This window comes from Streptomyces sp. NPDC058092 (assembly GCF_042884935.1).
Lineage (GTDB): Bacteria > Actinomycetota > Actinomycetes > Streptomycetales > Streptomycetaceae > Streptomyces.
In genome coordinates this window covers 253,011-273,355 of the sequence record NZ_JBHVSY010000001.1, presented here as the reverse complement: position 1 = coordinate 273,355, position 20,345 = coordinate 253,011, and the positions used below count along the sequence as shown (strand labels likewise).

Below are 20,345 nucleotides of genomic sequence, written 5' to 3'. Positions count from 1 at the left end.
AGCCAGCTAACACCGTCGGCGAGGACAAAAAGCAAGCGATGCGGCCTTTTCCGGACGTGACAATCAGCACCCGTTCTCTAGGGAACCGACTCATGAGAGGCGCTCAGGGTTGCGAATCCAGGTAATGTGTAATCACATTGCTAGCACCGAGTCAGTCTCCGCCGGCCACGGCCGGTCTTTCGAAACGGGGGATTCCATGCCCGACCAAGGCAATCCGCACACTGTGCCCACCCTGACCGCCGACCTCGTGCCCGACGCCCCCGAGATGCCCGAACCGCAGGTGAGAGAGGTGACGGCGCACAGCATCCCCGGCGGCCTCGGCCTGCTGCTGACCGTGATCGGGGTGATAGTCGGCATCGGCCTGGCCATCGTCGGCGGCGTCGTCGGCTCGAACGGGAACAACGGAGTGGGTGTCCCGGTCTGCATCGTCGGGATCCTGCTCACCATCGCCTCGTTCTTCTGCATGACGGGTGTGAAGATGGTCGCACCGGGCGAGGCGCAGGCGATACAGCTCTTCGGCCGGTACGTCGGCACGATCCGTACCGACGGGCTGCGCTGGATCAATCCGCTCACCAGCAGCCGGAAGATCTCCACCCGGATCCGCAACCACGAGACCGCGGTCCTGAAGGTCAATGACGCCTACGGCAACCCGATCGAGCTCGCCGCGATCGTCGTCTGGAAGGTCGAGGACACCGCGCAGGCACTCTTCGAGGTCGACGACTTCCTGGAGTTCGTCGCCACCCAGACCGAGGCGGCCGTCCGGCACATCGCGATCGAGTACCCGTACGACGCCCACGAGGAGGGCGGCCTCTCGCTGCGCGGCAACGCGGAGGAGATCACCGAGAAGCTGGCCGTGGAACTCACCGCCCGGGTGCAGGCCGCCGGTGTACGGATCATCGAATCGCGCTTCAGCCACCTCGCGTACGCGCCCGAGATCGCCTCCGCGATGCTGCAGCGCCAGCAGGCCGGCGCGGTGGTCGCGGCCCGGCAGCAGATCGTCGAGGGCGCGGTCGGCATGGTCGAGATGGCGCTGACCCGGATCGCCGAACAGGACATCGTCGAGCTGGACTCGGAGCGGAAGGCGGCCATGGTCAGCAATCTGATGGTGGTGCTGTGCGGCGACCGTGCGGCGCAGCCGGTCCTCAATACGGGCACTCTTTACCAGTGACGGAAGACCATTGAAACCTCCCCTCCCTGAAGGGAGGGGATTCCTCACCCTCCGGCTCATGTGGGGATTTCTGGCTCAGGCTGCTCGCCGGGACAGCGTCCCGTCGAGTCTTACGCCCTCAGCACCAGCCGGGTTGAGACCAGCCCGGACGAGCATCACGCGGGCGGAGTTCTTGTCCCTGGGGGACACGGCTCCGCACGCGCTGCACGCGTAGGTACGTTCTGAGAGAGGTAGTGCGTGCTTGGTTCTCGCTCCGCACTGTGCGCAGTCCATGGTGGTGTGCGCGGGGTGTACGAGGTGCAGTTCACGGCCGTGCTTGCGGGCCATCTGGATGAGGGCCTGCTTGGTCGCGCCGATCGCTGCGTCGGCGGCCTTGCGGGCCATGGTGGACTGGGCGAGAAACTTCGGCCGGAAGTCCTCGACCGCGAGGCGGTCATGGTCGGCCACGACCTTCTTCGCCCACTTGCGGCAGGTGTCCTCACGCTGCCGCGCGACCTTCTTGTGGAGCTTCGCGGTCTGCCGCTTCGCTTCCCGGTAGCCCTTCGAGCCCGGCTGGCCGTGCTTTGGCTTACGGCGGGCCATCATCCGCTGGTAACGAGCCAGGCGCTGGGCCACGTTCTTGCCGTGCTGGGCGTGCGGGAGGTCGTGGGCGTCGCTGGTGGTGGTGGCGGTTTCCTTGACGCCCCAGTCGATGCCGATGTCCCGTCCGGTGGCGGGCAGTTCCTCGGTGGTGGTCGCCACGACGAACGAGGCGTACCAGTGGCCGAGGCTGTCGCGGTAGACACGGGCAGAGGACGGCGACATGGGCAGGTCCCGCGACCACACCACGCCCAGGCTGATCCCGCCCGCGACGTGCAGCCGCCCGTCCTTGAGGCGGAAGCCGCGCTGGGTGTAGTTCAGGCTCGGGTCGGCGGCGTGCTTCTTCTTGCGCTTCGGCATCCCGGCGCGCTGCCGCTGTGGCAGTCGGGCCTTGATGTCCTTCAATGCCTTGGCGCGGGACTTGGCGAAGTCGCGGATGGTCTGCTGCTGCGGCACCGAACTGCCCTCGCGCAACCAGGCGTTCGCGGTGCGGGCCTCGGTCAGCATCTTGTCCAGGCGGGCCGGGCCGCACTTCTCCTGGTCGGCATGCGCCTTCTTCGAGCGGGCACAGCATTCGTTCCAGATCCACCGGCACCGCGCCCACTCCGCCTCAAGGGCTGTGCGGGCGGTCGACGACACGCGGAGCCGGTAGGTGTACCGGGCGTGCCCGGCGTCCCCACCGGCTTCCCGTCGTGTCGTCATGGTGTCACTTTACCACTCTCCATACGTCTGGAAACAACTACAGTGGAGTCATGGATGAAGAGAAGCGCATCACCCTCCGCCTGCCCGTCGATCTCCATGAGTGGCTGGCCGTTCAGGCCAAGTCCGCCCGCAGGTCCCTCAACTCGGAGATCGTCTACCGCCTGGAGGTCGAGCGCGACGCCGCCATGGCGGACGGTGAATCGCCCTGACAGCGATTCACCTTTCCCTGCCCTGCTCCGCATGAGTCCGGTTCCTCCCCAGCCTGAAGGCCGGGGCATCCTCGGAGGAACCCGGTGACGGAAGAGACCCCCGGACACAGGCCGCCGCAGCAGCGCAAGCAGATGCTGCTGCGGCTGGACCCCGCCGTGCATGACGCACTGGCCCGCTGGGCCGCCGACGAGCTGCGCAGCGCGAACGCACAGATCGAGTTCCTGCTGCGCAGGGCGCTGGCGGAGGCGGGCCGCCTGCCGGGCACGGCCCGCCCGATCCCTCGCCGGGGACGCCCTCCGAAGGACAGACCAGGCCCGTCCGAGGAGTGAGGGCCGGCGGGCCGGGACGGGGGCCAGGGTCCAGGAGTCCGGAGGCCGGAGCCCCGGTATACACGCGATGTATACACGCCGTGTACAGTGCTGCGCATGTCTATCGGCCATACCTTGCTCGGGCTCCTGGAGTCCGGCCCCCGCCACGGCTACGACCTCAAGCGCACCTTCGACGAGAAGTTCGGCCACGACCGCCCCCTGCACTACGGGCAGGTCTACTCGACGATGTCCCGGCTCCTCAAGAACGGCCTCGTCGAGGTCGACGGCATCGAGAGCGGCGGCGGCCCCGAGCGCAAGCGGTACGCCATCACCGAGGCGGGCATCACCGACGTCGGCACCTGGCTCACGCAGCCGGAGAAGCCCGAGCCGTACCTCCAGTCGACGCTCTACACCAAGGTCGTCCTCGCCTTGCTCACCGGCCGCAGCGCCGAGGCCCTGCTGGACACCCAGCGCGCCGAGCACCTGCGTCTCATGCGCATCCTCACCGACCGCAAGCGCAAGGGAGACCTCGCCGATCAGCTGATCTGCGACCACGCGCTCTTCCACCTCGAAGCCGATCTGCGCTGGCTGGAACTGACCGCCGCCCGGCTCGACCGGCTCGCCGCGGAGGTGGGCGCATGACCCCCACCGGCTCCCTCCTCGTCGCCGACAGCCTGTACAAGTCGTACGGGTCGACGCCCGCGCTCGACGGCGCCTCGTTCTCCATCCACCCCGGCGAGGTCGTCGCCGTGATGGGCCCGTCCGGCTCCGGCAAGTCGACCCTGCTGCACTGCCTCGCCGGAATCGTCACCCCCGACAAGGGCACGATCACCTACGCGGGCCGCGAGCTCTCCGCGATGTCGGACGCCGAACGCAGCGCCCTGCGCCGCACCGAGTTCGGCTTCGTCTTCCAGTTCGGCCAGCTCGTCCCGGAGCTGACGTGCGTGGAGAACGTCGCCCTGCCGCTCCGGCTGAGCGGCACCAGGCGCAAGGCCGCCGAAGCCACCGCCCGCCACTGGCTGGAGCGTCTGGAGGTCGACACCGTCGCCGCCAAACGCCCGGGCGAGGTCTCCGGCGGCCAGGGCCAGCGCGTCGCGGTGGCCCGTGCGCTGGCTGCCTCCCCGAAGGTGATCTTCGCCGACGAGCCGACCGGCGCTCTGGACTCCCTCAACGGCGAGCGGGTCATGGAACTGCTCACCGAGGCGGCCAGGTCCGCCCGTGTCGCCGTGGTCCTGGTGACCCACGAGGCCCGGGTGGCCGCGTACTCCGACCGCGACGTCACCGTGCGCGACGGCCGGGCCCGCGACCTGGAGCACGCGCTATGACCCTGCTCGACCACAAGAACGCCCCGGCCGAGGCAGCACCCCGCCCCACCGGGCCCACCGGCTTCACGGCCCTGCTGCGCGACCTCGCCCTCGGCGTCCGGTTCGCCTCCTCCGGCGGGCGCGAGGGCTGGATCCGCACGCTGCTGACCGCCGTCGGTGTCGGCCTCGGCGTGACGCTGCTGCTCGTCGCCGCATCCGTACCGCACATGCTCGACCACCGCTCCGCGCGCGACCAGGCCCGCTCCGAGACCAAGATCTCCAAATCGCCCGGCGCCCAGGCCGCGAAGACCGACACCTCGGTGCTCCGGATCAACGCGGAGACCGAGTACCGCGGCCGGACCGTCAGGGGATACCTGATGCGTGCGGACGGTACGCGTCCGGTCGTCCCGCCGGGTGTCGCACGCTTCCCCGGCGCGAACGAGATGGTGGTCTCCCCCGCTCTGAAGGAGCTGCTCGGCTCCTCGGAAGGCAGCCTCCTCAGGGAGCGGCTGCCGTACCGGATCACCGGCACGATCGCCGACCCCGGCCTGATCGCTCCGGGAGAGCTGTTCTACTACGCGGGCAGCGACACGCTGACTCCCGCCAACGGCGGCCACCGGATAGCCGGTTACGGCGACCCGAGCCCGCCCGAGCCCATGTCGCCGATCCTCGTCGTGCTGGTCATCATGATCTGCGTCGTGCTGCTGGCGCCGGTCGCGATCTTCATCGCGACGGCCGTGCGGTTCGGCGGCGACCGCCGCGACCGCAGGCTCGCCGCGCTGCGTCTGGTCGGCGCGGACATCCGGATGACCCGCCGGATCGCGGCCGGCGAGGCGTTCTTCGGAGCGGTGCTCGGCATGCTGTTCGGCCTCGCCTTCTTCCTGGCGGGCCGTCAGCTCATGGCCTACGTCGAGGTGTGGAACGTCAGCGCCTTCCCGGCGGACCTGGTCCCCGCACCCTGGCTGGCGACGCTGATCGCCGTCGCGGTTCCGGTGGCGGCGGTGCTCGTCACGCTCGCCGCCCTGCGTTCCGTGGTGATCGAACCGCTCGGCGTCGTACGCAACGGCCGCGACCGCAGACGCCGGCTCTGGTGGCGGCTGCTGGTGCCGGTCGCGGGCCTGGCGGTGCTCGGGCTGACCGGCAAGGTCGGCGCGGAGTCCGGCGTCGATCCGTATCCGATCGCGGGCGGCGCCGTACTGGTCCTGGTCGGGCTCGCGCTGCTGCTGCCGTGGCTGGTCGAGGCGTGCGTGAACCGGCTGCGCGGCGGCCCGGTGCCCTGGCAGCTCGCCACCCGCAGGCTCCAGCTGAGCAGCGGGGCGGCCTCCCGCGCGGTCAGTGGCATCACGGTCGCGGTCGCCGGTGCGGTGGCGCTGCAGATGCTGTTCGCCGCGGTGGGCGACGAGTTCAACCGGATGACGGGGCAGGACACGAGGCGCGCCCAGTTCTACACGTTCTCCGAAACCGTCACGGGTGACGCGGCCACCGAGACCATCAGGAAGTTCCGGGCCACCAAGGGCGTGACCAGGGTGATCGGGATGGTCGAGACGTTCGTCCTCAAGCCGGGCAAGTTCAAGGACGACGACGTCCGGCCCACCACCTCGCTGACCATCGGAGACTGCGCCACCGTGCGCGAGATCGCCCGGGTCGACTCCTGCAAGGAGGGCGATGTGTTCGTCGTCCATCCCCCGGGCGACAAGGAGATGTCCGACTGGGTGGACGAGACGGCCCGCAAGGGCAAGCCGGTCGAGCTCAACTATGCGGCGGGTTCGGCACCCGGCGAGAAGTCGAAGCTGTGGACCCTGCCCGCCGGTGCTCCGACCGTCGTCGCGCGCAGTGACGCGATGGGCACGGACCACTGGGGCATCGTGGCGACGGTCGGTGCGATCGACCCGAGGACCCTGCCGCACGCGCAGACCAACGCGCAGATCCAGGTGGACCGGAGCGTCGCTGACGTCGCCGAGTACGTACGGAACACGGCGGCCGAGCTCGACCGGGGGATGCGGATCGTCGCCCTGAACTCGGTGGTCCGCGACCGGCAGTACGCCAGTGTGCAGAGGGGTCTCCAGGTCGGCGCGACCGCGACCCTGCTGCTGATCGCCGCGGCGATGCTGGTCTCGCAACTGGAGCAGCTGCGCGAGCGCAAGCGCCTGCTCTCGGTCCTGGTCGCCTTCGGCACCCGGCGGACCACGCTCGGCTGGTCGGTCCTGTGGCAGACCGCCATTCCCGTGGTCATCGGCCTGGTGGTGGCCGTCGCGGGCGGTCTCGGCCTGGGCGCGGTGATGATCAGGATAGTCGCCAAGAAGGTGACCGACTGGTGGCTGTTCCTGCCGATGACGGGCGCGGGAGCGGCACTGATCCTGCTGGTCACTCTGGTCTCGCTGCCATCGCTGTGGCGCCTGATGCGGCCGGACGGCCTGCGTACGGAGTGATGGCACGGTAGCCGCAAGGGGTGCGGTCCCCCGGGGGACCGCACCCCTTCCGCCTGCTCTACGCGCCCGCCGTCACCCGTACCGGCAGCGCCCGCATCGCCTCCCGCAGCGCCGCCGCGAACTCCTCGAACTCCTCGTGCCGCGCCGCCCCCGTCCGCATCGCCAGTGCCACCCGCCGCGACGGTGCGGGCTCCCCGAAGTACCCGGTGACCAGCGCGTCGTTGCGGGCGGTCTCGACCGTCACCGCGGTACGCGGCAGCAACGTCACCCCGAGCCCGCCGGCCACCAGCTGCACCAGCGTGGAGAGCCCGGCCGCGGTCGTGGTGACCGGTGCGCCCTCCGTACGCCCCGCCTCCCGGCATATGTCGAGCGCCTGGTCGCGCAGGCAGTGGCCCTCGTCGAGCAGCAGCAGCGGCAGCTCGCGCAGGGCCTCACGCGGAATGCCGGTGCGCCCGCCCAGCCAGTGGTCCCGCTCCATCACCAGCACGAAGTCCTCGTCGAAGAGCGGGAGTTCGCTCACTCCCGGCACCCCGAGCGGCACCGCGAGCAGCAGCAGGTCCAGCCTTCCCGCGGCCAGCCCCTCCACCAGCGAGGAGGTCTGCTCCTCGTGCACCTGGAGGTCGAGCTCCGGGTAGCGCTCATGGACGAGCCGCAGCACGGTCGGCAGCAGATACGGCGCGACGGTCGGGATCACGCCGAGCCGGAGCACTCCGGTGAACGGCGCCCGGACCGCCTCGGCCTCCTCCATCAGCTCACCGACGGCCTCCAGCACCACCCGGGCCCGCACCGCGAGCCGCTCCCCGGCCGGCGAGAGCAGCACCTTGCGCGTCGTACGCTCGATGAGCTGGATACCCAGTGCCTCCTCCAGCGCCGAAACGGCCCCGGAGAGTGCCGGCTGACTCATCCCGATTGCTGCCGCCGCATCCCTGAAGTGCAGAGATTCGGCGACGGCCGCGAAGGCACGCAGCTGCGACAGGCTGGGCTGTTTATTCCGATTGCCCTGATTACTCTGCGCCACTGATAGGCACCTCCGATCATCACGACCGAGTGTAGCTATTTCCGCTATCAATGCACTCTGTGCCAAGGTAGAGACCGTCCAACCCTCAGGAACTCCCGTAAAAGGGAATTCCTACGCTGCAAGGAGAGCGCGTGCTCACTGTCGGTGACAAGTTCCCCGAGTTCGACCTGACTGCTTGTGTTTCGCTGGAGAGCGGCAAGGAGTTCGAGCAGATCAACCACAAGACCTACGAGGGCAAGTGGAAGATCGTCTTCGCGTGGCCGAAGGACTTCACCTTCGTGTGCCCCACCGAGATCGCCGCCTTCGGCAAGCTGAACGACGAGTTCGCCGACCGGGACGCCCAGATCCTCGGCTTCTCCGGTGACTCCGAGTTCGTGCACCACGCCTGGCGCAAGGACCACCCTGACCTGACCGACCTGCCCTTCCCGATGATGGCCGACTCGAAGCACGAGCTCATGCGTGACCTCGGCATCGAGGGCGAGGACGGCTTCGCCCAGCGCGCCGTCTTCATCGTCGACCAGAACAACGAGATCCAGTTCACGATGGTGACCGCCGGTTCCGTGGGCCGTAACCCCAAGGAGGTCCTGCGGGTCCTGGACGCCCTGCAGACCGACGAGCTGTGCCCCTGCAACTGGACCAAGGGCGAGAACACCCTCGACCCGGTCGCGCTCCTCTCGGGCGAGTGAGCTGACAGCGCCATGGCACTCGACGAACTGAAGGCCGCCGTTCCGGACTTCGCCAAGGACCTGAAGCTGAACCTCGGTTCGGTCATCGGGAACAGCGACCTCCCGCAGCAGCAGCTGTGGGGCACCGTCCTCGCCTGCGCGATCGCCTCGCGCTCGCCGAAGGTGCTGCGCGAGCTGGAGCCGGAGGCGAAGGCCAACCTCTCCGCGGAGGCGTACACCGCCGCGAAGTCGGCCGCCGCCATCATGGCGATGAACAACGTCTTCTACCGGACCCGGCACCTGCTGTCGGACCCCGAGTACGGGACGCTCCGTGCGGGCCTGCGGATGAACGTCATCGGCAACCCCGGCGTGGAGAAGACCGACTTCGAACTGTGGTCGCTCGCGGTCTCCGCGATCAACGGCTGCGGCCAGTGCCTGGACTCCCACGAGCAGGTGCTGCGCAAGGCGGGCGTGGACCGTGAGACCATTCAGGAAGCCGTCAAGATTGCCTCGGTGATCCAGGCGGTCGGCGTGACCCTCGAAGCCGAGGCCGTGCTCGCCGAGTAGGACCAGCAGTACCCCCATGTACGAGAAGGGCCCCGAGGACGACCGACCGTCCCCGGGGCCCTTCTTCTGTTCACGTGGCCGTCTTGCCGCCGCTGTCGTCGTCGCCGTAGTCGATGTCCCCGGTCGGCGAGCCCGGCGCGGGCGTCGGAGCGATATCGAGCGCGGACGCCCCGCGTGGGGGCGGAGCGTGCCGCAGGGCTTCCTCCTGCCCGTACGCGCGCAGATAGCCGACCACCGTGTTGGTGACCGCGACCAGCGGCACGGCGACGACCGCTCCGCCGATGCCCGCGATCATGCCGCCCGCGGCGACCGAGAGGACGACGGCGAGCGGATGCACCCGTACCGCGCGTCCCAGGATGAACGGCTGCAGCACATGCCCCTCGATCTGCTGCACGGCGAGCACCACGGCCAGCACCATCAGCGCGGTGAACACGCCCTCGGTGACGAGCGCGACGACCACCGCGAGCGCCCCGGAGATCACCGCGCCGACCAGCGGGATGAAGGCGAAGAGGAAGATGAAGACGGCGAGCGGCACCGCCATCGGCACATTGAGGAACCAGATCCCGAGCCCGATGAAGATCGCGTCGATCAGCGCCACGACGACCGTGCCCCGCACATAGGCGGTCAGCGTCCGCCAGGCCCGCGGCCCGGCACCCGCGACACCGGGCCGGGCCTGCGCGGGCACCAGTTTCAGCACCCAGTGCCAGATGCGCTTCCCGTCGTACAGCAGGAAGAGCGTCGAGAACATCGCCAGCAGCATCCCGGTGAGGAGCTCCACCATCACGGTGACGCCCTGCAGTCCGGCGGAGGTTATCTGTTCGGTGTTGGTGCCGATGGTGTCGCTGAGGTTCTTCGCGACGTCGTTGATCTGCTGCTCGGTGACATGGAAGGGGCTGTCGAGCAGCCAGTTCTTCAGATCGTCGATACCCGTCCGCACCTTGTCGGAGAGGGTGTCGATGTTGTCCATGACCTGCCAGACCACGAACCAGCCGACCAGCCCGATGATGACGAAGCCCAGGATCGCGGTGACCGCGGTGGCCAGTCCGCGCGGCAGACCGTACCCCTTCAGCCGGGCGACGGTCGGCTGAAGCATCGCGGTGACGAGCAGCGCGGCGACGAAGGCCAGAACGACCAGTTGTACGGCGCTGATGACCCGCATCAGCACCCAGAGCGTGCCCGCCAGGACGAGCAGCCGCCAGCCGGCCTCGGCCGCGACCCGCATGCCCCAGGGGATCGCCGCGACCGGATCGGGCCGGGCGGCCACGGAGGGGGCGTACGCGGGCGGCGGCGGCACACGATCGCCGGCCGCGGTGTCGGTCCGGGCCGCCTCGTCCCGTACGGCGCCGGCTCTCGCGCGTACGGCGGCGGGCACCGGCGGCTCGACGGGCCCGGCCTCGCCCCCCTCGGCCTCGCCCCCCTCGGCTTCGGCCCTGCGCCGCTCCAGCCGCTCGCCCAGGTCGGTCAGTTCGGCGCCCAGACGGCCGAGCCACCCCGGTAGTTTCGACATGATCGTTCCTTTTCCCCCGGCATTTCTCCCCACCGCTCCCCCGCCGAGCGGTCCGGACCGACCGTACACGCGCGAAGCCCCCCACCGCAGGACGGCGAGGGGCTTCGAGAGGTCGAGACCGGGATCTCGGCAGGTTCTAGTACCAGTGGTTGCCCTGCCAGAAGGACCAGGCACCGCACGGGCTCTGGTACTTGCCGTTCATGTAGCTGAGGCCCCACTTGATCTGCGTGGCCGGGTTGGTCTGCCAGTCGGCTCCGGCGGTCGACATCTTCGAACCGGGCAGCGCCTGCACGAGGCCGTAGGCACCCGAGGACGGGTTGCTCGCCCGGTAGTTCCAGGTCGACTCGACGTTCACGATGTTGCTGAAGCACTGGAACTGGTCGGCGGGAACGATCTGCCGCGCCATCGCCTTGATTTCGGCCACGGTGTACGAGCCCTGCTGGGCGAACGTGGAGGCGCTGCGGATCTCGGAACGGCTGGCGCGCTCGGCCGCGTCCTTCTTGTCCTGGCGCTCCTTCTCCAGCTTGGCCTCGGCCGCCTGCTTCTTCGACTTGGCGTCCTTGGCGGCCTGGATGCGGGCAGCTTCCTCCACGGACCTCTTCGCCGCCGCGTCGGCCGCGGACGCCTGGGCATCGGCCTGCTGAGTCAGCGAGGCGGTCTGCACCTGGGCCTGCTGGCCCGCAGGGATGTCGGCGAGAAGCGTCGTGTCGGCTGCGGCCGCCTCGAAGTTGTTGTCGTCGACAGCGGGAGTGCTGCCCGAGGCAACGCCTACGACGGCGCCGACGGTGGTGACCGCGGTGGCTGACGCCACGGCGAACCCCCGGACCGAGATCCGGCTCACACGGTGTCCTTCCAGCATCGCCCGCTTAGGTGACCTCGCGGACGCAATCGTGCCCCTGGCGCTGGCCTCCCTACTGCTTAGGTCACGGGAGGCACGGACCCGGTGGGCGACTCCCCGGAGGGAGTGCCGCGTGGTGCTCGCGGGCGGCATACGGACGGCGGTTGTTGAGTTGTGTGGTGCGTGGCACCTCTGGAGGTGCGGGTGTGCCGTATGCGGGGCCTGACGGAAGCAAGACTCTGCCGGAACGGCACGCCGGGAAGCAATTCTCTGTTGCGTGTGAAAGCTCACACCCCGTTTGGAGCAAGTGATTTAGCGAAATGCCACCGCAGCACGATGCCGCCCGGCTAAGCTGCTTTGCCCGCCGGGCGGCACCAACTGTCGTATCCCGTATCAGATGTGGCCGTCCTCCAGCATTTCGGTCACCAGGGCGGCGATCTGCGAGCGCTCGGAGCGGGTGAGCGTGACGTGCGCGAAGAGCGGATGGCCCTTCAGCTTCTCGACCACGGCGACGACTCCGTCGTACCGGCCGACCCTGAGGTTGTCCCGCTGGGCCACGTCATGCGTGAGCACCACTCGGGAATTTGCCCCGATCCGGGACAACACGGTCAGCAGGACGTTCCGTTCGAGGGACTGTGCCTCGTCGACGATCACGAAGGCGTCGTGGAGCGAGCGGCCCCGGATGTGGGTGAGAGGCAGGATCTCCAGCATGCCGCGCCCCAGCACCTCCTCGATCACCTCGCGTCCGGCGACCGCCGAGAGCGTGTCGAAGACGGCCTGCGCCCAGGGGCTCATCTTCTCGGCCTCGGTGCCGGGGAGGTAGCCCAGTTCCTGCCCGCCGACCGCGTACAGCGGGCGGAAGACCATCACCTTCTGGTGCTGCCTGCGCTCCAGGACGGCTTCGAGACCGGCGCAGAGCGCCAGCGCCGACTTGCCGGTGCCGGCCCGGCCGCCCAGCGACACGATGCCGACGTCCTGGTCGAGGAGGAGATCGAGCGCGATCCGCTGTTCGGCGCTGCGGCCGTGGATGCCGAAGACCTCCCGGTCACCGCGCACCAGGCGCACATTGCCGTCGGCGGTGACCCGGCCGAGCGCCTTGCCGCGCTCGGACCGGAGGACCAGTCCGGTGTGCACGGGCAGTTCGGCGGCTTCGGGTACGTACAGCGTCTCCTCTCCGTAGAGCAGGTCCACCTGCTCGGCGGCGAGGGGCAGTTCCGACATCCCCGTCCAGCCGGAGTCGGTGATGGCGAGTTCGGCGCGGTACTCCTCGGCGAGGAGGCCGACCGAGGACGCCTTGATGCGCAGCGGCAGGTCCTTGGAGACGACCGTGACGTCGTACCCCTCGGCCTGGAGGTTGCGCGCGACCGCGAGGATCCGTGAGTCGTTGTCCCCCAACCGGTAGCCGGCGGGCAGTACGCCGGGGTCGGAATGGTTGAGTTCGACGCGCAGGGTCCCGCCCAGATCCCCGAGCGGGATCGGGGCGTCCAGCCGGCCGTACCGGGTGCGGAAGTCGTCCAGCAGGCGCAGGGCCTGGCGGGCGAAGTACCCCAGCTCCGGGTGGTGCCGTTTGGCCTCCAGTTCCGTGACCACGACGATCGGGAGCACGACTTCGTGCTCGTCGAACCGGACCATGGCGTTCGGATCGGCCAGCAGGACGCTGGTGTCGAGAACATAGGTGCGCCTGTCGAGCATGCGGCGCTTCGTGCTGGTCACCACGGAAGGACGTACCCCCTCGGACGAGGTTGGGGTGCGACGGCGTCGCGGAGCATCCCCATGGGAGAGAACGGACCGGGCTGCGGTCCCGATGCACGGGCCGAGCGCCGGCCCTCCGCGTCGGCCGCACTGTATGTACGGTCCTTCGTGTGCAAAGGGCCTCCCGGGCGAGCGGACTCCGTGCCGCTCACTTGGACACGACGTCCGCCTGGTTGGTGACCGGACGTCGACCTGTCAGGGGTATTCCCTCGGAAACGCGAAGCCATGCCGCCCTGGGGCGGGCGGGGTGAGCGGGATCGGTGCGTCCGGGCACGTCGGTGCGGGCCCAACGCCGCAACGGTTCCGTCCTCAATCACCGGACGGGCTTGATGGGGCTGGGGAAGGCCGGTGAGCGGCACCACTCGAGCCCGTCCGGCGTTCGAGGACGGAACCGGTGCCGCCGGGAGCGGTGCCCTGACGGCGGACGGGGCGCCCCGTGAGCTTGGCGGCGGCGTCAGCCGCCGTAGCGGCGGTGGCGGGCCGCGTAGTCGCGCAGGGCGCGGAGGAAGTCGACGCGGCGGAAGGCCGGCCAGAAGACCTCGCAGAAGTAGTACTCGGAGTGGGCGCTCTGCCAGAGCATGAAGCCGGACAGCCGCTGCTCACCGCTGGTGCGGATGACCAGGTCCGGGTCGGGCTGGCCCCGGGTGTAGAGGTGCTCGGAGATCAGGTCGGTGGAGACGATCTCCGCGAGCTCCTCGAAGGACGTCCCCTTGGCGGAGTGGTCCAGCAGCAGCGAGCGGACCGCGTCGGCGATCTCCTGGCGGCCGCCGTAGCCGACGGCGACATTGACCAGTATCCCGTCGACACCGATCGTGGCCTGCTCGGCCTCCTTGAGGACGGTCTGGGTGCGGGCGGGCAGCAGATCGAGCGTGCCGACGTGGTGGACGCGCCAGCGCCCGTCCGCCGCGAGGTCGCGCACGGTGTTCTCGATGATGCCGAGGAGCGGCGTCAGCTCGGACTCGGGCCGGTCGAAGTTGTCCGTGGAGAGCAGCCAGAGTGTGACGACCTCCACATCGGTCTCGCTGCACCAGCCGAGCAGCTCCTGGATCTTGTCCGCGCCTGCCTGGTGCCCCTGCGCGGCCGTACCGCCGGACGCCTTCGCCCAGCGCCGGTTGCCGTCGAGGATGACACCGATGTGCTTGGGCACCTGGGTGAGGTCGAGGCGGGCCTCCACCCGGCGCGCGTAGAGCCCGTACACCAGGTCGCGCAAGTTCACTGAGTTCACCTCTCGGTTCTGTGCGGGCCCGCCCGCCCCATGACCCGGGGGCCGGGGCCGCCCCCCTGGGGGTCGTCGCACCCGTTCCGCAGGGTCCATCGCCCCACCGTGCCGTGGCAGTCCCCGAGGCCGCCACATTACTGCGCAGGCGGCACACCGGCCCAACCCGGCCTGTCACAAGTCCGTGATAAGGAGAGATACGTGACTGATTCTCCTATCCTCTACCAGGCCGCCGGTTCGCGCTACGACTCCATGGAGTACCGCCGCACCGGCCGCAGCGGTCTCAAGCTCCCGGCCGTCTCCCTCGGCCTCTGGCACAACTTCGGCGACGACCGCACGCTGGACTCCCAGCGGGCGATCCTGCGCCGCGCCTTCGATCTCGGGGTGACCCACTTCGATCTGGCCAACAACTACGGGCCGCCGCCCGGCTCCGCCGAGCTCAATTTCGGCAAGATGTTCCGGCAGGACTTCGCCCCTTACCGGGACGAGCTGATCATCTCCACCAAGGCCGGTTACGACATGCACCCCGGCCCCTACGGCGAATGGGGCTCCCGCAAATACCTGCTGTCGTCGCTGGACGCCTCGCTGAAGCGGATGGGGCTCGACTACGTCGACATCTTCTACTCCCACCGCTTCGACCCGGACACTCCGCTGGAGGAGACGATGGGGGCGCTGGCCTCCGCCGTGCAGCGGGGCAAGGCGCTGTACGTGGGTGTGTCCTCGTACAGCGCGGAGCAGACCGCGGAGGCGGCCCGGCTGCTCAAGGAGATGGGTGTACCGGCCCTGATCCATCAGCCGTCCTACTCGATGATCAACCGCTGGATCGAGGACGACGGGCTCCTCGACACCCTGGAGGCGGCCGGCATGGGCTGCATCTCCTTCGTGCCGCTCGCGCAGGGCCTGCTCACGAACAAGTACCTGACGGGCATCCCGGAGGGTTCGCGCGCCACCCAGGGCAAGTCCCTGGACCCGGGCCTGCTCTCCGACGAGGTGCTCCGCCGGCTGAACGGGCTGAACGACATCGCCCGGCGGCGCGGTCAGTCACTCGCCCAGCTGGCGCTGAACTGGGTGCTGCGGGACAGCCGTATGACCTCGGCGCTGATCGGCGCTTCGAGTGTGAAGCAGCTGGAGGAGAACGTCGCGGCGCTCGCCGGGCCGCCGCTGTCCGCCGAGGAGTTGAAGGAGATCGACACCTTCGCCGTGGACACCGCGGGCACGAACATCTGGGCCGGACGGAGCTGACCGGAGGCGGCCTTCGCGGGGCTGATACGCAGTCGGCACGCGGCCGCCACGCGGTGCGCACAGCGGGCCCACAAAAAACGGGCCGGTCCGTGGGGGGGGATACGGACCGGCCCGAGGGGGGGTTTCCACCATAACCCTTCGTAAGTGATGCTGCGTGCCACGCCACTCCACAATTACTCTCCGAATTCGCCGGACTCCGCTGCGAGCACGGCATCCGGCGTGGCCCCAGTGGCCGCCGACCGGCTTTACGCAGCCGGTTCCTTCGAGGTAGCGGCCGTGGACCTCCGCCTTGACGAGCCCGTTGACGACGCCGTCCAGGGCCCCCTCCACACAGATCGGGCCGAGGTCGACGATGAGCGTGTTGCGGTGGGGGCCGAAGGTGCCGGTGGAGATGGTCTCGGGGCCGTATCCCAGACCGGCGAGTGCCTCATGGAGCTGGGACTCGGTGGTCTTGCGGCCCTCCGCGATGCCGGCCAGGCCCGCCTCGGCCTTCTTCACTTCGGCAGCACCCTTGGCCCGGTCGTCCGGGGACAGCTCGGCGGTGGACTGGAAGGCGTGGTTCTCCCGATAGTGCGGCGCGCCGTCACCGGCGTCCGGTTCGACGTAGGGGGAGGCGCCCACGGCCGGAGGGCTGTATCCCGCACCAGGTCCGGTGGCCCCGGCCCGCTCCGTGCCGCAGCCGGCGAGGGCGGGCGCCAGGAGGAGCACCGACGCGGTGGCGAGAGCCTTGGCTGTACGTCTCGCAGAGGTCATGGGCCGAATATGGGACAGCCCCTGACCTGATGGGCCGCTAGTTTCAGCATCATGACGACACGAACCGCGACCGTGACCTGGACCGGGGCGAACGCACGCCGGATGGAACGCCAGGGGCTCGCCGCTCCGGTGCACCTCACCCCGGCCGATGCGGTCGGCGCGCTGCCCGCCGCACACGCCCAGGTACTGTCGGCCGCCGAGCTCTCCGTCGGGCTGCGGACGGCGGGCGCGACCCGTACCGATGTGCGCGAGGCGCTGTGGACCGAGCGCACCCTGGTCAAGACGCACGGGCCGCGCGGCACCATCCATCTGCTGCCGACGACCGAACTGCCCATGTGGACCGGCGCGTTGTCCGCCGTACCGGCCGGACGCAATCCGTTGCCCGCGGATGTCCGGATGACGCCGCAGCAGACCGAGGCCGTGCTCGCCGCGATCACGGACGCGCTGACCGGGGCCGAGCTGACCGTCGACGAGCTCTCGGATGCGGTGGTGGAACGTGCCGGGGCATGGGCCGGGGACCGGGTGGTGCCCGGCTTCCAGGACATGTGGCCACGCTGGCGGCAGGTGATGCATCTTGCGGGTCACCGCGGCGCGCTGTGCTTCGCGCCCGGTCGCGGCCGCAAGGTCACCTACACCCGCCCGGACGCCGTCCCGCTCGACGGTCCCGAGGCGCTCGTCCGTCTCGTACGCCGCTATCTGTACGCGTACGGCCCGGCCACGCCCCAGCACTTCGCGAAGTGGCTCGCGGCGCCGCAGCGTTGGGCAGCGGAGCTGTTCGCGGGGATGGCCGCGCGCGGGGAGATCGAGGAGGTGGCGTACGAGGGGGAGCCGGCCTGGCTGGTGGCGGGCGACACCGCGTTTCCGGTGGAGCCGACGCGCGGGGTGCGGCTGCTCCCCTACTTCGACGCGTATCTCATCGCGTCCCAGCCGCGCGAGAAGCTCTTCCCCGGGGTGGCGTACACCCGTGCGCTGGCGGGTGGCCAGGCGGGGAACTTCCCGGTGCTGCTGATCGACGGGACCGTGGCCGGGGTGTGGCACCAGCACCGGTCGGGCCGCAGGATCGCGGTGACGGTGGAGCCACTGTCACCGCTCACGGCCGGGCAGTTGCGGGGGCTGGAGGAGCAGGTGACGCGAGTCGGCGAAGTGCTTGAGGGCACACCGGAACTGACGGTGGGGAAGGTGACGGTGGGGCCGCACGCGTAGCGCCTGCCGTCGCGGCCGGTGCTGCGTTGGTTCACCGGGCCCGTCCGGTCGCCGTCCTGTCCTCGAACGCCGGACGGGCTGGAAGCAGCGAATCAGCCCCTCGCCGGTGCGCCCCGGTGGCCGCGGGTGAAGCGGATCGACACGGTGTCACCGCCGAGGACCACGAAACGTCCGCCCTCGCACCGGATGACGGCCTCGTGCACCTCGCCCTTCTCGTCCCTGCGCTCCTCGGTGCGGGTGACGGTCCAGCCGCCGTCGGGCGGCTGCGGCAGGTTCGGCAGGGCGGCGAACTCCCACTGTCCCGACGGTACGCACCAGCCGGGCAGCCGGGGCCAGCTGCCGGGGCCGACATGCAGGGTCCCGTCGGAGGCACAGGTCAGGAGCAGCGACTGGCCGTCGGCCAGCAGGAATTCGACCGCCTCCGGCTCCCCCATCCGCCCTTCCGGCCGGTAGAAGACGCCGAGCACTCCGACGATCCGTGCGCCTCTGAGCCAGTCGGCCCTGCCCCGCTCCGGGACACGCGGTGTCTCGTCTTCGTTCCCCACCCACATGGCCGGTTCCCTCCCGTGCGCTCACCGTCAAGGGTCGCACCCTTCGGGCGAAAGCAGGGGGGCGCGGCCTACCCCGGTTTGCGGGCCTCGATCAGGAATCGGGTGGTGTGGGCGAGGAACGGCCCCTCGGTCTCGATCCGGTGGTGCAGTTCGGCCAGTCGCGGCCGGTACTCCTCGACGGTGAAGCCCGGCACCATCCAGATCACCTTCCGCAGGAAGTAGATGACGGCGCCGATGTCGAAGAATTCGGTGCGCAGCGTCTCCATCCGCAGATCGACGACGTCGAGCCCGGCCGCCTCGGCGTCGGCCCGGGCCCGCTCCGGGTCACGGGCGCCGCGCACCTCGGGCGGCTGCGGGCCGAGGAAGTACTCGACGAGTTCGAACACGCTGGCCGGGCCCACCTGTTGCGAGAAGTACGTGCCCCCGGGGGTGAGCACCCGCGCGATCTCCGCCCACCAGGTGGTCACCGGATGCCGGCTGACGACCAGGTCGAAGGCGCGGTCGCCGAACGGCAGCGGCGGCTCATCCGCATCGGCGACCACGGCCGCGCCGAGCGGGTGCAGAAGAGCGGTGGCGCGGGCGATGTTCGGCGGCCAGGACTCGGTGGCGACGGTGAGCCGCGGGAGCTTCGGCACGGAGGCGAGGACCTCGCCGCCGCCGGTCTGGATGTCGAGTGCGGCCCTCGCCCGTGCCATCCGGTCCGCCATGGCGCGGGCATAACCCCAGGAGGGGCGCTGTTCGGTGGCCCGGCCGTCGAGCCAGGAGAAGTCCCAGCCGTCGACGGAGACCGTGGCCGCGTCCTCGACGAGGGCGTCGAACCGTGCGCGTTCCGCCGCTTCGGCGGGTGTTCCGGACATACGGACATGGTGTCAGCGGGGCGGTGGCCCGCGCGACCTCAATACCGGCGGTGGCCGGGCGGGCCCGTACTCCGGGCGGTCGTCGGGCGGGCCCGTACTCCGGGCGGTCGTCGGGCGGGCCCGTACTCCGGGCGGTCGTCGGGCGGGCCCGTACTCCGGGCGGATGGTCAGGCGGACAGGCCGCCGAGCAGTATGCCCAGCAACGCGCCCGTGATCATGAACGGTCCGAACGGGATGCCGGTCTTGCGCCCGGCCCGCTTCAGGACCATCAGCCCGAACCCGTACACCGCACCGAGCACGAACCCGGCGAAGCCGCCGGCGAACACCACCGCCCAGCCGTACCAGCCGAGGGCTGCGCCCAGCGACAGGGCGAGTTTGACGTCTCCGAAGCCCATCCCGTTGGGGTTGATGAGGAAGAGCAGGCAGTAGAAGGCGCCCAGGGCCGCTCCGCCGAGCAGGGCGGACAGCCAGGATCCGCCGTGCTCCGGGAGCAGCGCCGCAACGCCCAGGAGCACGACGGCCGCCGCGGCGGCGGGCAGGGTCAGCCGGTCGGGCAGGCGGTGGACGCGGCGGTCGATGGTCGCGAGGAGTACGCCCACGGGGGCCAGCAGCAGCCACACCGCGAGTTCGGGCCGCAGGCCGGTGGCCGCCGCGAGGACGGCGCAGGCGAGCGCGGTGACGACGGGGACGAGGACGCCGGGGGCGTACCGCGCCGCGGGCCGTGCGGGGTCCGCCCCGGCGCCCCGGTCTCCCGGCTCGTCGCCCGCGGAGGCGGCCACCGGCACCGCCGCCGCGCACGGGGCGCACCGGGTGGAGCCGAGCCAGCCGCGGACGGCCCCGGTCAGGGCGTGGCCCGCCGGGCAGGTGTCCCGCCAGTCGTCCTCCGGTTCGACGGAGAACCGGTAGGCGGCGCGCGGGAGCAGCAGTCCGGCCGCTGCGCCCCAGAGTGCGGCGAGCACTGTCAGCATGGCGTACACGGAGCCGACCCTAGGCGGGCGCCGGGCACGGGGCATGGGTCCTGGGGCCCACTGCGTGCCGTTCCGGACCCAGCGGCCGTCACCGGGCGCTACCTTCATCGCCATGGGTCAATGGCGCAATGGCAAGGGAACGTTGACGGTCACCGACGCGGCGGGCGGTCAGGAGCGGGAGATACCGCTGCGGATCGCGGCCTCGTACCGGGCCCGGAGCCGGGGGCTGCTCGGGCAGGACGGGATCGACGGCGCCCTGCTGATCACTCCGTGCGGGAGCGTGCACTCGTTCCGGATGCGGTTCACCATCGATGTGGCGTATCTGGACCGGAAGTTCAACGTCGTGGCGGTCCACACGATGAAGCCGGGCCGGCTGGGGATGCCTCGGCCCAGGGCCCGTCATGTGATCGAGTCGGAGGCCGGGGCGATGGAGAAGTGGGGGCTGCGGCGGGGGGCGCGGGTGCGGATCGTCCAGACGGAGGAGAGCCGGGGCTGAGGGCGCCGGGCG

The 20,345-nt window shown here is 70.3% G+C and carries 20 protein-coding genes; 11 read left to right on the top strand and 9 right to left on the bottom strand.

From position 1 onward, the window contains the following. Window positions 1-196: 196 nt before the first annotated feature. Window positions 197-1,168: an SPFH domain-containing protein gene (locus ACFVV1_RS01345; protein WP_389982685.1), complete on the top strand. Its 972-nt coding sequence runs from the start codon at window positions 197-199 to the stop codon at window positions 1,166-1,168. Between the two features lie 75 nt (window positions 1,169-1,243). On the opposite strand, the gene ACFVV1_RS01340 is transcribed toward ACFVV1_RS01345, so the two are convergent. Beyond that, complete coding sequence (locus ACFVV1_RS01340) at window positions 1,244-2,449, bottom strand: RNA-guided endonuclease InsQ/TnpB family protein (protein ID WP_389982683.1); 1,206 nt, start codon at window positions 2,447-2,449, stop codon at window positions 1,244-1,246. 50 nt (window positions 2,450-2,499) lie between these two features. Here ACFVV1_RS01340 and ACFVV1_RS01335 point away from each other — a divergent pair, with 50 nt between their 5' ends. The 5 genes from ACFVV1_RS01335 (at window position 2,500) to ACFVV1_RS01315 (ending at window position 6,700) form a co-directional block, all read left to right on the top strand. Then, window positions 2,500-2,658 (top strand): Arc family DNA-binding protein, encoded by a 159-nt coding sequence (locus ACFVV1_RS01335; RefSeq protein ID WP_389982680.1) that lies wholly within the window; start codon window positions 2,500-2,502, stop codon window positions 2,656-2,658. Window positions 2,659-2,742: 84 nt separating this feature from the next. Continuing rightward, complete coding sequence (locus tag ACFVV1_RS01330) at window positions 2,743-2,988, top strand: hypothetical protein (RefSeq protein ID WP_389982677.1); 246 nt, start codon at window positions 2,743-2,745, stop codon at window positions 2,986-2,988. A gap of 96 nt (window positions 2,989-3,084) precedes the next feature. Next, complete coding sequence (locus ACFVV1_RS01325; RefSeq protein WP_383752535.1) at window positions 3,085-3,609, top strand: helix-turn-helix transcriptional regulator; 525 nt, start codon at window positions 3,085-3,087, stop codon at window positions 3,607-3,609. Continuing rightward, window positions 3,606-4,292 carry an ABC transporter ATP-binding protein gene (locus tag ACFVV1_RS01320; RefSeq protein WP_389982674.1) on the top strand — a complete coding sequence of 229 codons (687 nt, stop codon included), beginning with the start codon at window positions 3,606-3,608 and terminating at the stop codon, window positions 4,290-4,292. Before ACFVV1_RS01325 ends, ACFVV1_RS01320 begins: the two co-directional genes overlap by 4 nt. Further along, window positions 4,289-6,700, top strand: a complete 2,412-nt coding sequence (locus ACFVV1_RS01315) for an ABC transporter permease (RefSeq protein WP_389982671.1) — start codon at window positions 4,289-4,291, stop codon at window positions 6,698-6,700. The genes ACFVV1_RS01320 and ACFVV1_RS01315 overlap by 4 nt, the downstream gene beginning before the upstream one ends. A 58-nt stretch (window positions 6,701-6,758) precedes the next feature. On the opposite strand, the gene ACFVV1_RS01310 is transcribed toward ACFVV1_RS01315, so the two are convergent. Next, the gene (locus ACFVV1_RS01310; RefSeq protein WP_389982668.1) at window positions 6,759-7,718 is read right to left on the bottom strand and encodes a hydrogen peroxide-inducible genes activator; all 960 of its coding nucleotides are present in this window, start codon (window positions 7,716-7,718) and stop codon (window positions 6,759-6,761) included. A gap of 131 nt (window positions 7,719-7,849) precedes the next feature. On the opposite strand from ACFVV1_RS01310, the gene ACFVV1_RS01305 reads away from it, so the two are divergent. Both ACFVV1_RS01305 and ACFVV1_RS01300 read left to right on the top strand, forming a co-directional pair. Next, window positions 7,850-8,404 carry a peroxiredoxin gene (locus ACFVV1_RS01305; protein ID WP_031083404.1) on the top strand — a complete coding sequence of 185 codons (555 nt, stop codon included), beginning with the start codon at window positions 7,850-7,852 and terminating at the stop codon, window positions 8,402-8,404. A 12-nt stretch (window positions 8,405-8,416) separates the two neighbouring features. Next, a complete protein-coding gene (locus tag ACFVV1_RS01300) occupies window positions 8,417-8,950 on the top strand; it encodes an alkyl hydroperoxide reductase (RefSeq protein ID WP_389982665.1) in 534 nt (177 codons plus the stop codon). A 70-nt stretch (window positions 8,951-9,020) separates the two neighbouring features. Here ACFVV1_RS01300 and ACFVV1_RS01295 read toward each other — a convergent pair whose 3' ends face one another. The 4 genes from ACFVV1_RS01295 to ACFVV1_RS01280 all read right to left on the bottom strand — a co-directional run bounded on the left by ACFVV1_RS01295 (window position 9,021) and on the right by ACFVV1_RS01280 (window position 14,263). After that, window positions 9,021-10,457, bottom strand: coding sequence for an AI-2E family transporter (locus ACFVV1_RS01295; protein ID WP_389982662.1), 1,437 nt, complete (start codon window positions 10,455-10,457; stop codon window positions 9,021-9,023). Window positions 10,458-10,593: 136 nt separating this feature from the next. Beyond that, the gene (locus ACFVV1_RS01290; protein ID WP_389982660.1) at window positions 10,594-11,298 is read right to left on the bottom strand and encodes a lytic transglycosylase domain-containing protein; all 705 of its coding nucleotides are present in this window, start codon (window positions 11,296-11,298) and stop codon (window positions 10,594-10,596) included. 390 nt (window positions 11,299-11,688) lie between these two features. Then, window positions 11,689-13,011, bottom strand: coding sequence for a PhoH family protein (locus ACFVV1_RS01285; protein ID WP_389982657.1), 1,323 nt, complete (start codon window positions 13,009-13,011; stop codon window positions 11,689-11,691). 490 nt (window positions 13,012-13,501) lie between these two features. Continuing rightward, complete coding sequence (locus ACFVV1_RS01280; protein ID WP_389982654.1) at window positions 13,502-14,263, bottom strand: isoprenyl transferase; 762 nt, start codon at window positions 14,261-14,263, stop codon at window positions 13,502-13,504. Window positions 14,264-14,464: 201 nt separating this feature from the next. Here ACFVV1_RS01280 and mgrA point away from each other — a divergent pair, with 201 nt between their 5' ends. Both mgrA and ACFVV1_RS01270 read left to right on the top strand, forming a co-directional pair. Then, the gene (gene mgrA / locus ACFVV1_RS01275) at window positions 14,465-15,505 is read left to right on the top strand and encodes an L-glyceraldehyde 3-phosphate reductase (RefSeq protein ID WP_389982651.1); all 1,041 of its coding nucleotides are present in this window, start codon (window positions 14,465-14,467) and stop codon (window positions 15,503-15,505) included. A gap of 804 nt (window positions 15,506-16,309) precedes the next feature. Further along, on the top strand, window positions 16,310-17,461 hold the full coding sequence (locus ACFVV1_RS01270; RefSeq protein WP_389982649.1) for a winged helix DNA-binding domain-containing protein: 1,152 nt from the start codon (window positions 16,310-16,312) through the stop codon (window positions 17,459-17,461). 92 nt (window positions 17,462-17,553) lie between these two features. Here the strand turns inward: ACFVV1_RS01270 and ACFVV1_RS01265 are convergent, their stop codons facing one another. From ACFVV1_RS01265 to ACFVV1_RS01255, 3 genes are all read right to left on the bottom strand, one after another. Further along, window positions 17,554-18,006: a hypothetical protein gene (locus ACFVV1_RS01265; RefSeq protein ID WP_389982647.1), complete on the bottom strand. Its 453-nt coding sequence runs from the start codon at window positions 18,004-18,006 to the stop codon at window positions 17,554-17,556. 74 nt (window positions 18,007-18,080) lie between these two features. Beyond that, the gene (locus tag ACFVV1_RS01260) at window positions 18,081-18,869 is read right to left on the bottom strand and encodes a class I SAM-dependent methyltransferase (RefSeq protein ID WP_389982644.1); all 789 of its coding nucleotides are present in this window, start codon (window positions 18,867-18,869) and stop codon (window positions 18,081-18,083) included. Window positions 18,870-19,036: 167 nt separating this feature from the next. Continuing rightward, on the bottom strand, window positions 19,037-19,837 hold the full coding sequence (locus ACFVV1_RS01255) for a prepilin peptidase (RefSeq protein WP_389983882.1): 801 nt from the start codon (window positions 19,835-19,837) through the stop codon (window positions 19,037-19,039). Between the two features lie 112 nt (window positions 19,838-19,949). Between ACFVV1_RS01255 and ACFVV1_RS01250 the strand changes: the two genes are divergently transcribed. Beyond that, window positions 19,950-20,333, top strand: a complete 384-nt coding sequence (locus tag ACFVV1_RS01250; protein ID WP_389982641.1) for a DUF192 domain-containing protein — start codon at window positions 19,950-19,952, stop codon at window positions 20,331-20,333. Window positions 20,334-20,345: the final 12 nt, after the last annotated feature.

Bases quoted from the DNA above. Each gene is read 5' to 3' on its own strand.
- ACFVV1_RS01255 (WP_389983882.1), bottom strand. From the start codon at position 19,837: ATGCTGACAGTGCTCGCCGCACTCTGGGGCGCAGCGGCCGGACTGCTG.
- ACFVV1_RS01345 (WP_389982685.1), top strand. From the start codon at position 197: ATGCCCGACCAAGGCAATCCGCACACTGTGCCCACCCTGACCGCCGAC.
- ACFVV1_RS01295 (WP_389982662.1), bottom strand. From the start codon at position 10,457: ATGTCGAAACTACCGGGGTGGCTCGGCCGTCTGGGCGCCGAACTGACC.
- ACFVV1_RS01250 (WP_389982641.1), top strand. From the start codon at position 19,950: ATGGGTCAATGGCGCAATGGCAAGGGAACGTTGACGGTCACCGACGCG.
- ACFVV1_RS01325 (WP_383752535.1), top strand. From the start codon at position 3,085: ATGTCTATCGGCCATACCTTGCTCGGGCTCCTGGAGTCCGGCCCCCGC.
- ACFVV1_RS01270 (WP_389982649.1), top strand. From the start codon at position 16,310: ATGACGACACGAACCGCGACCGTGACCTGGACCGGGGCGAACGCACGC.
- ACFVV1_RS01335 (WP_389982680.1), top strand. From the start codon at position 2,500: ATGGATGAAGAGAAGCGCATCACCCTCCGCCTGCCCGTCGATCTCCAT.
- ACFVV1_RS01315 (WP_389982671.1), top strand. From the start codon at position 4,289: ATGACCCTGCTCGACCACAAGAACGCCCCGGCCGAGGCAGCACCCCGC.
- ACFVV1_RS01260 (WP_389982644.1), bottom strand. From the start codon at position 18,869: ATGTCCGGAACACCCGCCGAAGCGGCGGAACGCGCACGGTTCGACGCC.
- ACFVV1_RS01340 (WP_389982683.1), bottom strand. From the start codon at position 2,449: ATGACGACACGACGGGAAGCCGGTGGGGACGCCGGGCACGCCCGGTAC.
- ACFVV1_RS01320 (WP_389982674.1), top strand. From the start codon at position 3,606: ATGACCCCCACCGGCTCCCTCCTCGTCGCCGACAGCCTGTACAAGTCG.
- ACFVV1_RS01300 (WP_389982665.1), top strand. From the start codon at position 8,417: ATGGCACTCGACGAACTGAAGGCCGCCGTTCCGGACTTCGCCAAGGAC.